This is a genomic window from Cellulosimicrobium sp. 72-3, assembly GCF_013127315.1.
In the GTDB taxonomy this organism is placed as follows: Bacteria; Actinomycetota; Actinomycetes; order Actinomycetales; family Cellulomonadaceae; genus Cellulosimicrobium; species Cellulosimicrobium funkei.
The window spans coordinates 2,881,469-2,896,991 of sequence record NZ_CP053419.1 but is presented as its reverse complement, the minus strand read 5'-3'; the positions used below and the strand labels follow the sequence as shown (position 1 = coordinate 2,896,991).

Here is a 15,523-nt window from a genome sequence, read left to right as displayed (position 1 = left end):
GGGTCTCCGGCCCCGGCGCCCGGGAACGGGCGCTCCGGCCCGGCGCCGGGGCACCCCGGGGGACCGGCGACGACCGCCGCCCCCCACCGCACACGGACCCACGACGAGGTGATGACCCGATGTCCCGTACGCCCCGCCAGCGCACCAGCCCCCGACCTCCGGGCGTGACGCGGCGCGCGCCGCTCCGCCGGACGGCCGCCCCCACGCGGCTCCGTGCCCGCGCGCTCCTCACCGCGGCGCTGGGCCTCCTGCTCGGCGGCGTGCTCGCGCTCGTCGGCGCGGCCCCGGCCGGCGCCCACGGCGGCGACGTCGTCATCTCGCTCGGCACGGACGGCCAGGGCGGCGTGTCCGCGAACCTCACCTGGAAGGTCGACGGCCACCCCGTGGAGGAGGCGGCCGACGTCTCGGTGACGGGGGAGTCCGCGGCCGGCGAGACCGTCGGCCCCCTCACGCTGCGGTCGGCGTCCGAGGGCGTCGGCTGGTACACGTCCGACCCCGGCGTCCTCGCCGACGGCAACTGGACGCTCACCGCCACGATCACCCACCCCGCCGAGGCCACCGCGACGGCGCAGGTCGACGTCGTGCCGTTGCCGGAGCCCGCCCCGCGCGAGGGCGACGACGCGGCGGCGCAGGAGGGCGGCGAGGCCGCCGGCGCGGAGGGTGACGCGGCGGGCGCCGACGCGGCCGGCGACGACGCCGCCGCAGGCGACGACGCCGCCGGAGAGGGCGCCGCGGGCGACGGCACCGCCACGGACGACGGGTCGACGAGCGCGCTCGTGTGGGTCGCCGTCGCCGTGGTCGCCGCGCTGCTGCTCGCCGCGGGCTACGTCGTCGTGCGGCGCCGCGCGCGCGCGTCGGGCACCGACGAGGCCGCGGGGGACACGCCCCGCCCCCTGACCAAGACGTCCGCCCGGTGACCCCGGGCACGAACCGAGAACGACCGAAGGAGACACGACCATGGCACGACCGATCACCCTCTTCACCGGGCAGTGGGCCGACCTGCCGTTCGAGGAGGTGGCACGCCTCGCGTCCGGCTGGGGCTACGACGGCCTGGAGATCGCGTGCTGGGGCGACCACCTCGACCCCTGGCGCTGGGACGACGACGAGTACGTCCAGGGCAAGCTCGACCTGCTGGCCAAGTACGACCTCAAGGTCTACGCGATCTCGAACCACCTCAAGGGCCAGGCGGTGTGCGACGACCCGATCGACCAGCGCCACCGCGACATCCTGCCGGACGTCGTGTGGGGCGACGGCGACCCCGAGGGCGTGCGCCAGCGCGCCGCGGAGGAGATGAAGCACACCGCGCGCCTCGCGGCGAAGCTGGGTGTGAAGACCGTCGTGGGCTTCACGGGCTCGGCGATCTGGAAGTACGTCGCGATGTTTCCGCCGGTCTCCCAGGAGGCGATCGACGCCGGGTACCAGGACTTCGCGGACCGCTGGAACCCGATCCTCGACGTGTTCGACGAGGTCGGGGTCCGGTTCGCGCACGAGGTGCACCCGAGCGAGATCGCGTACGACTACTGGACGACGGTCCGCACGCTCGAGGCGATCGGGCACCGCGAGGCGTTCGGGCTCAACTGGGACCCGAGCCACATGGTGTGGCAGGACCTCGACCCGGTGAGCTTCCTGTGGGACTTCAAGGACCGCATCTACCACGTGGACTGCAAGGACACGAAGAAGCGGATGCACAACGGCCGCAACGGCCGGATGGGCTCGCACCTGGCCTGGGCGGACCCGCGCCGCGGCTGGGACTTCATCTCCACGGGCCACGGCGACGTGCCGTGGGAGGACGCGTTCCGCATGCTCAACACGATCGGCTACGAGGGCCCGATCTCGGTCGAGTGGGAGGACGCGGGCATGGACCGTCTCGTCGGCGCGCCCGAGGCCCTGGAGTTCGTCAAGAAGTACGCGTTCGACGCGCCCGACGCGGCCTTCGACGCCGCGTTCTCGACCAAGTAGCACCACGCAGCACCGCAGTCTCCCCGCCGGCCGGCGTCGCCGGCCGGCGGGTGGGGGCAGTCCGACACGCCACCGCCCCCGGTCGTCCCGACGGCCGGGGGCGGTGGCGTGCGCGCGTCCGGGGGATGGTCGTGTGAGCCTTCACATTTGTTTTGCGGCCAGGGTTATCTAACCGTGACGGTCAATGTTCGGCTTTTGCTTGACCCTCGACATAAGTGCCCCTACGTTGTCATCCATGCGAGCCGACGACGTCGCGCAGGACGTGCGTACCCCGGTGCTGGAGCCGGGGACGCCCCTCCCGGGAGCGACCACGCCAGGGGCCTCGACCGCCCGAAGCACCTTCCCCGCCAGCAGCCCCGACGAGCTCGGGCTGCCCGCCGCCGGGTACCGCGCCGGGATCCTCGGCACCGGGTTCATGGGCGGGGTCCACGCCCGGGCCGTGCGCACGGGCGGAGGCCGCGTCGTGAGCGTCGCCGCCGCCGACCTCGACATCGCGCGCGCCGCCGCGCCGGGCCTCGGCGCCGAACGCGCCGTCGCGACGGTCGAGGAGCTGCTCATCGACCCCGAGGTCGACGTGGTGCACGTGTGCACGCCCAACCACCTGCACGTCCCCCTGGCGCGCGCGGCGCTCGCCGCCGGCAAGCACGTGGTGTGCGAGAAGCCGCTCGCGACCGACGTCGCGGGCGCGGTCGAGCTCGCCGGCCTCGCGGCCGCGGCGCGCGAGCGGGACGGTCGCGTCGCCGTCGTGCCGTTCACCTACCGCTTCCACGCCATGGTCCGCGAGGCGCGCGAGCGCGTGCGCCGCGGCGAGGTGGGCACCGTCTCGCTCGTGCACGGCTCGTACCTGCAGGACTGGCTGCTGCGCGACTCCGACGACAACTGGCGCGTCGACCCCGCGCTGGGCGGCGCGAGCCGCGCGTTCGGCGACATCGGCTCCCACTTCTGCGACCTGCTGGAGTTCACGACGGGCCAGCGCATCGCGCGCCTCGTCGCGCAGTCGGCCACGGTGAACCCGCACCGCCGCGGCGCCGACGGCGTCGTGCACGAGGTCGCGACCGAGGACGCCGTGACGCTCCAGTACGCGACGGACGGCGGCGCGCTCGGCTCGGCCGTGATCTCGCAGGTGTCGGCCGGCCGCAAGAACCGGCTCTACCTGGAGATCTCCGGCTCGGAGTCCACCCTCGCGTTCGACCAGGAGCAGCCCGAGACGCTCTGGGAGGGCCGGCGCACGACGTCGCGCCTCCTCGTGCGCGACCCCGAGACGCTCTCCCCGGCGGCGGCCCGGTACTCGCGCCTCCCCGCCGGGCACGCGCAGGGCTACCAGGACTGCTTCGACGCGCTCGTCGCCGACACCGCCGCGGCCATCGGGGGCGCCGTCCCGGACGGCCTGCCCACGTTCGACGACGGCCTGCGCGCCGCGCGGCTCGCCGACGCCGTGGCCACGTCCGTGCGCACGGGCGGCTGGGTCGAGGTCGCGTCGTGACCGCGACGACGACGCGCGAGCCGCGTCCCGCCGCGGGGGAGGGCGACGACCGGCCGCTCCTGCGCCTGCGCGGCATCGGCAAGGAGTTCTTCGGGAACTCCGTGCTGCGCGGGATCGACCTCGACGTGCGGCCCGGCGAGGTCCACGCGCTCGTCGGCGAGAACGGCGCCGGCAAGTCCACGCTCATGAAGATCATCGCCGGCGTGCACCGCCCCGACGCGGGCACGCTCGAGCTCGACGGCGTGACGACGACGTTCGCCTCGCCGCTCGCCGCGCAGCACGCGGGCGTGTCGACGGTGTTCCAGGAGTTCAACCTCCTGCCCGAGCGGTCCGTCGCCGAGAACGTCTACCTCGGCCGCGAGCCGCGCCGCGCGGGCCTCGTCGACCGGCGGCGCATGCACGCGGACACGACCGCCCTGCTCACCGAGCTCGGCCTGACGGGGCTCGCGTCGTGGACGCGCGTCGGCTCGCTGTCCGTGGCGCAGCAGCAGATCGTCGAGATCGTCAAGGCCGTCTCCTACGACGCGCGGATCATCTCCATGGACGAGCCGACGGCGGCGCTCGCCGACCAGGAGGTCGAGCTCCTCTACGAGCTCGTGCACCGGCTCAAGGAGCGCGGCGTCGCGATCCTCTACGTCTCGCACCGCCTCAAGGAGATCTTCGACCTCTGCGACACCATCACGGTGCTCAAGGACGGCAACCACGTGCTGACGACGCCGACGGCGGACATCGACGCGGACCGGCTCGTGCGCACGATGGTCGGCCGCGACTTCGCGGGGTACTTCCCGGACAAGGACCCCGCGATCGTCCCGGGCGAGGTGCGGCTCGCGCTCGAGGGCGTCGGCAACACGCAGGTCGACGACGTGTCGCTGGAGGTCCGTGCGGGCGAGATCGTCGCGCTCGCCGGGCTGCAGGGCTCGGGGCGCACGGAGATCGCGCACGGCGTCTTCGGCATCGCGGGCTTCACGCGCGGCCGCGTCCTCGTCGGCGGGAAGCCGGTCGACGTGCGCTCGCCGCGCCAGGCGGTCCGCGCCGGCCTCGCGCTCGTCACCGAGGACCGCAAGGCCGAGGGGCTCGCGCTGGGCCAGTCGATCCTCGCCAACGCGCGCCTCGTGCTCGACGCCGTCGTGCCCGGCCAGGCCGACCGGCGCGCCAAGCGCATCCCGGGCATCCTGTCCTCGCTCGAGCTCGTCGCGAGCTCGCAGGAGGCCGAGGTCCAGTACCTGTCGGGCGGCAACCAGCAGAAGGTCGTCCTCGCGAAGTGGCTCGTCACGGACCCGCAGGTCATCGTGCTCGACGAGCCGACGCGCGGCATCGACGTGGGCGCCAAGCGCGCGGTCTACGACCTCATGCGCGAGCTCACGGCGAACGGCGTCGCCGTGCTGTTCATCTCGTCCGAGCTCCCCGAGGTGGTCGCCATGGCCGACCGCGTGCTCGTCATGCGCGACGGCCGCCTCGCGGGCGAGCTCCCCGCGGGCAGCGACGAGGAGACCGTCATGGCGCTCGCCACGGGCGCGGGCGCGGACACCTCCGGCGAGCACGTCCAGGTGGACCTCGGCGCCCTCGCCGACGCCGACGACCTCCCGGGCGCCGACCCCGGCACCACGCCCCGCAGCGCCCCGCACGCCCCCGACGGCCCGAAGGAGCACCGATGAGCACCGCGGTCGCGACCGCCGCCCCCACCGCGAGCCGCGCACCCGCGCGCCGTCGCCGGCTGGGTTCGACGGAGATCGTCTACCTCGCCCTCGTCGGGATCCTCGTGATCGCCGGCGTCCTCGTGGCCGTGGGCGGCGGCAACCTGTTCAGCACGGCGAACACGGCGTACATGCTCACGCAGACGAGCCTGCTCGGCTTCGTCGCGATCGGGCAGACGTTCGCCGTCCTGTGCAAGTCGCTCGACCTGTCCGTCGGCTACGTCGTCGCGCTCAGCTCGATCGTCGGCGCGACGACGATGGCGGGCGACCCGTCGCGCGTCTGGCTCGGCGTCCTCGCGGCGGTGGGCGTCGCGGCGGTCGTCGGCCTCGTCAACGGGCTCGTCATCGCGAAGCTGCGCGTCAACGCGTTCATCGCGACGCTCGGCGTCGGGCTCATCATCAAGGGCTACCTCGACACGCAGTTCAAGGGCCCGGCGGGGGAGGTGCCCGCCTCGTTCCAGATGTTCGGGTACACGCGCGTCGGCCCGGTGCCGGTCTCGACGGTCGTCATGCTGCTCGTCGCGGCCGTGGGCGTCGTGCTCCTGACGCGCACCCGCCCCGGGTACCACATGTTCGCCGTCGGGGGGAACACCGACGTCGCGCGGCTCTCGGGCATCCGGACGGACCGGACGCTGGTCCTCGCGCACGTGCTGTGCTCGGTCTGCGCGGGCGTCGCCGGCCTGCTCATCGCCGCGCGCTTCGGCACCGGCAACGCGCTCGTCTACTCCTACGGTCTCGACCTCGACTCGATCGCCGCCGTCGTGCTCGGCGGGACGCTCCTCATGGGCGGGCGCGGCTCGGTCGTCGGGACGGTGGGGGGCGTGCTCATCCTCGCCGTGCTCGACACGGTGTTCAACGTGCTCGACGTCGACCCGTTCTTCAAGGACGTGCTGCGCGGCGTCATCATCATCGCCGCCGTCGCCCTGTACGCCCGGCGCCAGATCGACCCGGCGAGCAGCCGGGCCCGCTTCCGCCCGACCCGCACCGGAGGTGCGTCCGCATGACCACCGACACCACGCGCCGGACCATCCCGGCGCGCGCGCCGCGGGCCGGCTGGCTCGAGCGCCTCACCGCGGGCGGCAGCTGGACCGTGTTCGCGCTGCTCGTGCTCGTCTTCGCGGTCATCCTCGTGATGAACCCGTCGTTCGGCGAGCCCATGTCGCTCATGGCGTTCGTCAAGAAGGCCGCGCCGCTGGTCATCCTCGCGATCGGGCAGTACTTCGTCATCGTCTCGGGCGAGTTCGACCTGTCGGTCGGCTCGCTCGTGGGCGCCCAGGTCGTCATCGCCGCGAAGCTCATGGACGGCGAGGACTCCATGACCTGGCCCGTCATGGCCCTCATGATCGTCTTCGGCCTCGCGGTCGGGCTGGTCAACGGCCTCGTGACGACGCTGCTCAAGGTGCCGTCGTTCATCACGACGCTCGGCATGATGCTCGTGCTCTACGGCGCGATCCGGCTCTGGACGGGCGGCGCCCCCACGGGCGCCCTCACCGACGGGTTCCGGCAGTGGGGACGCGGGGGCATCCCCGACACCCCGGGCCAGTTCCAGGTGCCGTACGCGCTGCTCGTCGTCGTCGTGCTCGGCGTGGCCGCGGCCCTGCTCATGCGCCGCCCCTTCGGCCGCACGCTCGTCGCCACGGGCGACAACGACGTCGCGGCGGGCTACGCGGGCGGCTCGGTGTGGTGGGTGCGCACGCGCGCCTTCCTCCTCTCGGGCTTCCTGGCGACCGTTGCGGCGATCCTCATCGGCGGGTACGCCGGCGTCACCGCCCAGGTCGGGCAGGGCCTGGAGTTCATGGCGATCACCGCCGTCGTGCTCGGGGGCGTCGTCCTCGGCGGCGGGCGGGGGACCGTGATCGCCGCGATGGCGGGCGCGCTCACGCTCGAGGCGCTGTTCACCCTCTTCAACCAGCTGAGCCTGCCGTCGACGATCCGCCCCGCCGTGCAGGGCGTGATCATCATCACGGCCGTCGCCTACGCCGCGCTGCCGCGCCGGTCGCGGCGCCGCGCGTCCACCCCCGACGCCCCGCCGGCGGCGGGCCCGACCCCCGCACCGAAGGAGCCCGCCCCCGCGAACGCCTGAGCCCCGCGCGCCCGGCGACGACGCCCGCGCCCCTCCCCGCGCACGACCCCTGCCGGACCCCCGCGCACGGCCGTGCGGCAGCACCCGAGCTGTACCCCCTTCCCCGCACGTTGCGGGACGACGACGTCTCACCAAGGAGAAGAAGGACATGCGACGTACACGAGCACTCCTGGCCGGCACGGCGGTGGCCACGCTGTTCCTCGCGGCCGCCTGCACGACCGACACCCCCACCGACACGGGCGGGGAGACCTCGGCCGAGGAGAGCCCCGCGGGCGAGGAGTCCGGCGGCGCCGACTCCGAGTGGTTCGTCCAGGCGGACTACGACCGCCAGCTCGCCCAGCGCGAGGTCGTGCCCGAGGGCCCGGCCGACCAGCCGTGGCTCCAGGCCATCGAGCCCGAGTACGTGGACACGGCCGAGTTCGCGAGCGCCGAGGGCGGCAACACGCTGTGCTTCTCGAACGCGTCGGTGTCCAACCCGTGGCGCGTCACCGGGTTCATCACCATGCAGCAGCAGGTCGACGTCCTCACCGAGGCGGGCGTGATCGGCGAGTTCCGCGTCTCCGACGCCGCCGACGACGACAACAAGCAGATCTCCGACATCCAGGCGTTCGTCGCGGCCGGCGACTGCGACGCGATCGTCATCTCGCCGTCGACCACCGCGACCCTCACGCCCGCCGTCGAGGCGGCGTGCGAGTCGGGCAAGCCCGTCATCGTGTTCGACCGCGGCGTCAACACCGACTGCATGGTGACGTTCATCCACCCGATCGGCGGCTACGCGTACGGCGCCGACGGCGCCGAGTTCCTCGTCGAGAACCTCGAGCCCGGCTCGAAGGTCCTCGCGCTGCGCATCCTGCCCGGCGTCGACGTGCTCGAGAACCGCTGGGCCGCGGCCGACAAGATCTTCTCCGAGTCGGAGCTCGAGGTCGTGGGCGCCGAGTTCACCGGCGGTGACGGCGCGAAGATCAAGGACATCGTCACGCAGTACCTCCAGCGCGGGGACGTGGACGGCATCTGGATGGACGCCGGCGACGGCGCCGTCGCGGCCGTCGAGGCGTTCGAGGACGCGGGCAAGCCGTACCCGGTCTTCATGGGCGAGGACGAGATGAGCTTCCTGCGCAAGTGGAAGGACACGGACATGACCGCCATCGGCGCCGTGTACTCCAACTTCCAGTGGCGCACGCCGATCCTCGCGGCGCAGATGATCTGGGCCGGCGAGCAGGTGCCGTCCGAGTGGGTCCTGCCGCAGTCGCCGGTCGTCGCCGAGGACCTCGACGCCTACCTCGAGGCGAACAAGGACATGCCGTCCCTGCACTACGCGAAGTTCGGCGGCGAGGACCTGCCCGGGTTCCCGGAGGCGTGGACCGACCGCTGACGCCAGCACCACCCGGGTCCGGCCGCGCGGCCGGACCACCTGGGGCCGCCCGGCCGCCGTCCGACCGGCCGGGCGCCCCGCCCGCCCGCCCGACGGCGCGGCGCACCTCCCGCACGGGGGCGCGCCGCGGCGTCGGGCACGCGGGCGGGACGGCCGAGTGCTCGGACCCGACGAGAGAGAGCGACGTGGCTCTTCCCGGCCCGACCCCCGCGCACCGCGCGACCGACCTGCTCGCGCCCGACGGCGCGCCCGCCCCGGTGCGCCGGCGCGCGCTCGGCGTCAACACGTGGGTGTGGACGTCGCCCCTGACCGACGACGCGCTGCGCGGCATCGCCCCGCGCGTCGCGGGGTGGGGCTTCGACGTGCTCGAGCTGCCCGTCGAGAACCCGGGGGACTGGGACCCGGCGACGGCGGCCGCCGTGCTCGCCGACCACGGCCTCGCCGCGAGCGTCTCGCTCGTCATGGGCGAGGGCCGCGAGCTCGTCGCCACGGACGCCGCGACGGTGCGCGCCACCCAGGACTACCTGCGTCACGTCGTCGACGTCGCGCGGACCGTCGGCGCCCCGGTGATCGGCGGCCCGGCGTACGCGTCGGTCGGGCGCACGTGGCGGCTCGGCCCGGCCGAGCGCGAGGCCGCCTACGAGGAGCTCGCCGAGCACCTCGCCCCGGTCGTCGAGCACGCCGTGGCGGCGGGCGTCGTCGTCGGGCTCGAGCCGCTCAACCGCTACGAGACGAGCCTCGTCAACACCGTCGACCAGGGGCTGGAGGTCGTGCGGCGCCTGCCCGCGGCCGGCATCGGCCTCATGCTCGACGTCTACCACATGAACATCGAGGAGACGGACCTGCCCGCCGCGGTGGCGCGCGCGGGCGAGCGCATCGCGCACGTCCAGGTGTGCGGCAACGACCGCGGCGCACCGGGCACCGACCACCTCGACTGGCGCGGCCTGCTCGCCGCGCTCGACGCGACCGGCTACGACGGACCGCTCGTCATCGAGTCCTTCACCGCCGAGAACGCGACGATCGCCACGGCCGCCTCGATCTGGCGCCCGCTGGCGCCGACCCAGGACGCCATCGCCGTCGATGGCCTCGCCTACCTGAAGGGACTGATGCCCGAGCCGGAGAGCACGTAGCCGTAGTCGCAGACGACCGCCGGCGCCGGCACGCCGCGGGATGACGACCACCCTGCCCGGACGACGACGTCCGGGCCCGCACGTCATGCCCCTGGAGGCACCACGATGACTGCACGACGCCCACGCAGGGCGAGATCGGTCGCCGCACTGACCGTCGGGGCGCTCGCGTTCACGCTTGCGCCCGTCACGATGGCCGCTGCCGCGGACGACCCCGTCCCTGCGGACGAAGAGCACAAGGTGCTCATCTTCACCAAGACGACCCAGTTCCGGCACACCGAGGCGATCACGCAGGGCACGCCCGTGCTCGAGGCCGCGTTCGCCGAGGTCGGCATCGAGTCCGACCACACCGAGGACTCCTCGGTGTTCACCGACGAGAACCTCGCGCAGTACGACGCCCTGGTCATGTTCCAGACGTCGGGCGACCCGTGGAACGCGGACGAGAAGGCCGCGCTCGAGCGCTACCAGCAGGCGGGCGGCGGCATCGTCGCGATCCACAACGCGACCGACATGCGCGGCAGCTACCAGTGGTGGGACGACATGATCGGCGCGCTCATGCCCGGTCACGCCGCCACGGGCAACAGCCCCGGCCTGCCCGGCACGGTCCGCGTCGAGGACCGCACGCACCCGTCGACCGAGCACCTGTCCCAGCGCTGGACGCGCGCGGACGAGTGGTACAACTTCTCGGCCAACGTCCGCGGCAGCGCGCACGTCCTCGCCACGATGGACGAGACGACGTACGACGCCGGCGGCAACAAGATGGGCTACGACCACCCGATCTCCTGGTGCAAGCCGTACGACGGCGGTCGTGCCTGGATGACGGGCATGGGCCACTTCGGGGCGCACTACACGCAGGAGCCCGACTTCGTGCAGCACGTCGTCGGCGGCGTGCAGTGGGCCGCGGGCCTCGTCGAGGGCGACTGCGGCGGCACCGACTGGGGCTCGTTCGAGAAGGTCGCGCTCGACTCCAACACAAGCGCCCCCTTCGGCATGGACGTCGCGCCCGACGGCCGCGTGTTCTACACCGAGCTCGTGCGCGGCCAGGTCCGCGTCTACGACCCGCGGACGCAGAACACGACGACGGCGCTCACGCTCCCCGTGTACTCGGGCGGCGAGGACGGCCTGCTCGGGATCGCGCTCGACAAGGACTTCGCGGAGAACGGGTACCTGTACCAGTACTACTCGCCCGCGAGCGCGAACGACTCCGACCCGGCGAACTTCTTCAACCGCGTCTCGCGGTTCACGGTGTCGTCGGACGGCCCGGGCGCGACCGTAATCGACCCGGCGTCGGAGAAGGTCCTCCTGGAGATCCCGGCCGGGCGCCTGCCCGACGAGCCGGGCCACACGGGCGGCGGCCTGCTCGTCGACCACGAGACCGGTGACCTGTACATCGGCGTGGGCGACGACGTGAACCCGCACTCCGAGCCGTCGGGCGGCTATGCGCCGATCTCCGAGCGCGACGGCACGTTCCACGACGCGCGCGCGACGTCGGCGAACACGAACGACCTGCGCGGCAAGGTGCTGCGGGTCCACCCCGAGGACGACGGCACGTACTCGATCCCCGAGGGCAACCTCTTCGCGCCGGGCACCGAGAAGACGCTGCCCGAGATCTACGCGATGGGCTTCCGCAACCCGTTCCGGTTCACCATCGACCCGAAGACGGGCAACCTCGGCGTCGCCGACTACTCACCCGACAACGGGTCGGACAACCCGGCGAACCGCGGCCCGGCCGGCATCGCCGAGTGGAACCTCATCAAGGAGCCCGGCTTCTTCGGCTGGCCCCTGTGCATGGGGAACAACGAGCCGTTCCGCGACGTCGACTACCGCACGAGCCCGGTCACGGTCGGTGACTTCTTCGACTGCGACGCCCCGGTCAACGACTCGGTGAAGAACACCGGCCTCACCGAGCTCCCCGCCGCGCAGCCGGCGGACCTCTGGTACGGCTACCAGCGCTCGTCGGTGCCCGGCGTCATCAACGCCGGCGGCGGCCTCGCGCCCATGGGCGGCCCGTTCTACGAGTACGACCCGGAGCTCGACTCCGACACGAAGTTCCCGTCGTCCTACGACGGCAAGGCCTTCTTCTACGAGTGGGCCCGGAACAAGATGTACACGATCGACCTCAAGGACCCCGAGGCCGCTCCCGGCGTGACCGACGTCGAGAAGGTCAACCCGTTCCTCCCGCAGGAGCAGTTCCTGGCGCCGATCGACTCGAAGTTCGGGCCCGACGGCGCGATGTACGTGCTCGACTGGGGCGGCGGCTTCGGCCGCGACAACCCCAACTCGGGCCTGCACCGCATCGACTACCTGTCGGGCTCTCGCTCGCCGGTGTCGAAGCCGGTCGCGACGCCCGACTCCGGCATCGCGCCGCTCGAGGTGTCGTTCGACGGGACCGGGAGCACCGACCCCGAGGGCGAGGCGCTCACGTACGCGTGGGACTTCGACGGTGACGGCACGACGGACTCGACGTCCGCCGCCCCGAGCCACACCTACACGGAGAACGGCGTCTACGACGCCCGCCTCACGGTGACCGACCCGGCCGGGAAGGTGGGCACGGCGACCGTGCCGATCACGGTCGGCAACACGCGGCCCGAGGTCGACTTCGGCCTGCCGCCCACCGGCTCGTTCTTCACCTTCGGCGACGACATCACGTGGGACGTGGCCGTGACGGACGCCGAGGACTCGCCGGACGGCGAGACCATCGACGACGAGCAGGTCATCATCCAGCCCGCGCTCGGCCACGACGCGCACGCGCACCCCTCCGAGCCGCTGCACGGCCGGACGGGCACGGTCGCGACGAGCCTCGGCGGCGGCCACGGCGAGGACATGAACGTCTTCTACGTGATCGACGCGCGCTACACCGACCGCGGCGGCGTGGACGACGTCCCGGCCCTCACCGGCTCGGACACCACGCTCATCTTCCCGAAGAAGCGCGAGGCGGAGTTCCACGCCGACTCCGACGGCACCACGACGATCCCGAGCCGGGACGTCGAGGGCGGCGGCTCGGTCATCACCGGGTCGAACGGGGCCTGGGCGTCGTACGACCCGGTGAGCCTGTACGGCGTGCAGGCGCTCACGCTGCGCGTCGCCGCGGCGGCCGAGGGCACGATCGAGCTGCGGCGCGACGCCGCGGACGGCGAGCTCCTCGGTACGGCCCAGATCCCGCAGACGGGTCTCGGCACGTTCACCGACGTGACCGTGGACGTCACCGACCCCCGGGAGCCGTTCACGCTCTACGTCGTGTTCCCCGGCGCGGGCGAGCGTCGCCTGAACTTCGTCGAGGCCGACGGCAAGGGCGTCTCCGCCACGACGCGGCCGAAGGTGCGCATCACCGCGCCCGAGGCGGGCGTGCGCCTGGAGCAGGGCGAGATCACGGTCACGGCCGAGGCCGACGACACGGAGAACACGGTCACCGAGGTCGAGTTCTTCGTCGACGGCGAGTCGATCGGGACCGACACCGAGGCGCCGTACGAGGCCACGTGGGAGGTGACGGCGGACAACAACTACGAGCTGACCGCGGTCGCGACCAACGACAAGGGCCTCTACACGCGGTCCCGCGTCGTCGTGGCGCAGGTCGGCGACCTCTTCGGGGGCATGAAGACCTTCACCAACGCGAACGGGACGTTCGAGCAGCTCGCCGAGGGCAAGTACCTCATCACGTCGGGCGGCGCGAACATGTGGCAGGGCACCGACGAGTACTCGACCATCTACCGCGAGCAGGGCGCCGACGAGAACTGGTCGGCGACGGTGAAGATCAACAGCCAGGGCAACTCGAACGGGTCTGCCAAGGCCGGGATCATCGTCCGCAACGACGTCACGCAGGTCGGGAGCTCGCCGGGCTACGCCGCCCTGGGCATGCGCCCGAGCGGCGGCTTCGAGTGGCTCCGCGGCAACGCGGCCGGCCAGCTCGTCACGTCGTCCGCCGCGAGCTCGACGAGCTACCCCGCGTGGGTGCGGATCGTGCGCGACGGCGACCTGTACACGGCCTCCTGGAGCAAGGACGGCGAGAACTTCACGCAGATCGGGGAGCCCCAGGCCCTCCCGGGTGCGGCGTCCGTGCAGGACGTGGGGCTCTTCGTCACCGCGCACAGCACGTCGGCCACGAGCGCCGTCGAGTTCCAGGACTTCGCGTTCGACGACGACCCGCAGACCGGGGGACCCGGTGAGGAGACCCCGCCGCAGTGCCTCGCGCAGGCGTCGGACGAGTTCGACGGCGACACCCTCGACCCGCGGTGGACGGTCGTCCGCCAGGCCGACGGCAAGCCGATCACCGTCGCCGACGGCCACGCCGTCCTGCCGGTCGTGCAGGGCGACATCAACGAGGCGCAGACCGGGCCGATCAGCTACCTCGGTCAGCCCGCACCCGCCGGCGCCTGGACGCTCGAGACGAAGCTCGACGTCCCGCTCGCCCGGCACTGGCAGCACGCCGGACTCCTGGTCCACGTGACCGACGACGAGTACACGAAGCTCGCGTTCACGAAGAACCAGAACGGCAACCGGTTCCTCGAGTTCCAGACCGAGACCGGCGGCGCCCGCACGTGGCACGGCCAGACGAACGTCGCGGGGGACTTCCCGACGTCGATCCACCTGCGCCTCGTCTCGGACGGCTCCGCCATCACGGCCGCGTACTCGGCGGACGGCCAGACGTGGACGGCGCTCGCGGGCTCGGCGCCCGTGAAGCCGGGCGCGACGTTCGGCGTGATGGCCGGCGGCGACACCGCGGCCCCCGACTCGGTCGCCAGGGTCGACCACGTGCGCGTCACGGGCGACGGGTCGGACGACGGCGAGCGCGAGCCGAGCGACGAGTTCGAGGGCGACGCCCTCGACGGCTGCCGCTGGGACGCGATCGTGCGCTACGACGGGTCGAAGGTCGCCGTCGCCGACGGCGAGCTGCGCATCACGACCCAGCCGGGCGACATCAACGCCGGCAACAACGGCGACCCGCGCAACTTCGTCCTCCAGACGGCACCGGAGGGCGACTGGGTCGTCGAGACGCGGTTCAAGGCGCCGCTCGTGCACCGGTGGCAGCTCGCGGGCCTCATCGCGTACGGCGACGACGACAACTACGTCAAGGCCGACGTGCTCGCGAAGAACGCCCCGGGCGCGGCGCTGAACCTCGGCGCCGAGCTCGTCTCGGAGAAGGGCGGCCAGTTCGGCAACGGCGGCAACCGCCAGCTCGAGCTCGCCGACTCGACCGAGTCGGGCTACTGGTACCTGCGGCTCGAGAAGGTGGGCAGCACGTACCAGGGCTGGGTCAGCGACGGCGGGGTGAATTGGACGCCGCTGGGCGACCCGGTCACGAACGACGCCGCGCTGACCAAGGTCGGCCTCATGGCGATCGGTCCGGAGCAGGAGACGCCGGTCACGGTGGCGTTCGACTGGTTCCGTCTCACGACGGAGTCCGAGCCCAAGCCCACGGTCGACGTCGAGGTCACCGCCTCGGCCCGCTGCCTCGCGGGCAAGGCGTACCTCGCCCTGCGCGCGACGAACGCCGACGAGGCGCCCGTCGCGATCACCCTCACCACGCCGTTCGGCTCCAAGGAGTTCGGCGCGGTCGAGGTGGGTGCCAACGCCTACCAGTCGTTCGCGTCGCGCGCGACGGCGTTCGAGGCGGGCACGGCGACGGTCACGGCGACGCTCGGCGACGTCACGACCGAGATCGAGGTGCCGTACGACGCCGTGAGCTGCGGCTGACGGCGGGCCGGTGACGGGAGACCCGCCCCCGTCACCGGCCGCCTCGCCGGCCCGGCCCACGGGCCGGGCCGGCGGACCCGGCGGGACGACCACAGGACAGGAGCGACAGGTGGC

At 73.0% G+C, this 15,523-nt stretch carries 9 protein-coding genes; all 9 read left to right on the top strand.

Annotated features, from left to right (window positions below):
• Nucleotides 1–119: 119 nt before the first annotated feature.
• Nucleotides 120–917: a hypothetical protein gene (locus HKK73_RS13100; protein ID WP_171468169.1), complete on the top strand. Its 798-nt coding sequence runs from the start codon at nt 120–122 to the stop codon at nt 915–917.
• 40 nt (nt 918–957) lie between these two features.
• Nucleotides 958–1,959 carry a sugar phosphate isomerase/epimerase gene (locus tag HKK73_RS13095; RefSeq protein WP_021483379.1) on the top strand — a complete coding sequence of 334 codons (1,002 nt, stop codon included), beginning with the start codon at nt 958–960 and terminating at the stop codon, nt 1,957–1,959.
• Nucleotides 1,960–2,194: 235 nt separating this feature from the next.
• On the top strand, nt 2,195–3,442 hold the full coding sequence (locus HKK73_RS13090) for a Gfo/Idh/MocA family protein (protein WP_171468168.1): 1,248 nt from the start codon (nt 2,195–2,197) through the stop codon (nt 3,440–3,442).
• Complete coding sequence (locus tag HKK73_RS13085) at nt 3,439–5,097, top strand: sugar ABC transporter ATP-binding protein (RefSeq protein ID WP_171468167.1); 1,659 nt, start codon at nt 3,439–3,441, stop codon at nt 5,095–5,097. The genes HKK73_RS13090 and HKK73_RS13085 overlap by 4 nt, the downstream gene beginning before the upstream one ends.
• The gene (locus tag HKK73_RS13080) at nt 5,094–6,140 is read left to right on the top strand and encodes an ABC transporter permease (protein WP_021483021.1); all 1,047 of its coding nucleotides are present in this window, start codon (nt 5,094–5,096) and stop codon (nt 6,138–6,140) included. The genes HKK73_RS13085 and HKK73_RS13080 overlap by 4 nt, the downstream gene beginning before the upstream one ends.
• Entirely contained in the window at nt 6,137–7,219 is a 1,083-nt protein-coding gene (locus HKK73_RS13075; protein WP_171468166.1) for an ABC transporter permease, read from the top strand. The genes HKK73_RS13080 and HKK73_RS13075 overlap by 4 nt, the downstream gene beginning before the upstream one ends.
• A gap of 148 nt (nt 7,220–7,367) precedes the next feature.
• Complete coding sequence (locus HKK73_RS13070; RefSeq protein ID WP_086150715.1) at nt 7,368–8,591, top strand: substrate-binding domain-containing protein; 1,224 nt, start codon at nt 7,368–7,370, stop codon at nt 8,589–8,591.
• Nucleotides 8,592–8,776: 185 nt separating this feature from the next.
• The gene (locus tag HKK73_RS13065; RefSeq protein ID WP_253705642.1) at nt 8,777–9,721 is read left to right on the top strand and encodes a sugar phosphate isomerase/epimerase; all 945 of its coding nucleotides are present in this window, start codon (nt 8,777–8,779) and stop codon (nt 9,719–9,721) included.
• A 189-nt stretch (nt 9,722–9,910) separates the two neighbouring features.
• Complete coding sequence (locus HKK73_RS13060; RefSeq protein WP_171468165.1) at nt 9,911–15,409, top strand: ThuA domain-containing protein; 5,499 nt, start codon at nt 9,911–9,913, stop codon at nt 15,407–15,409.
• Nucleotides 15,410–15,523: the final 114 nt, after the last annotated feature.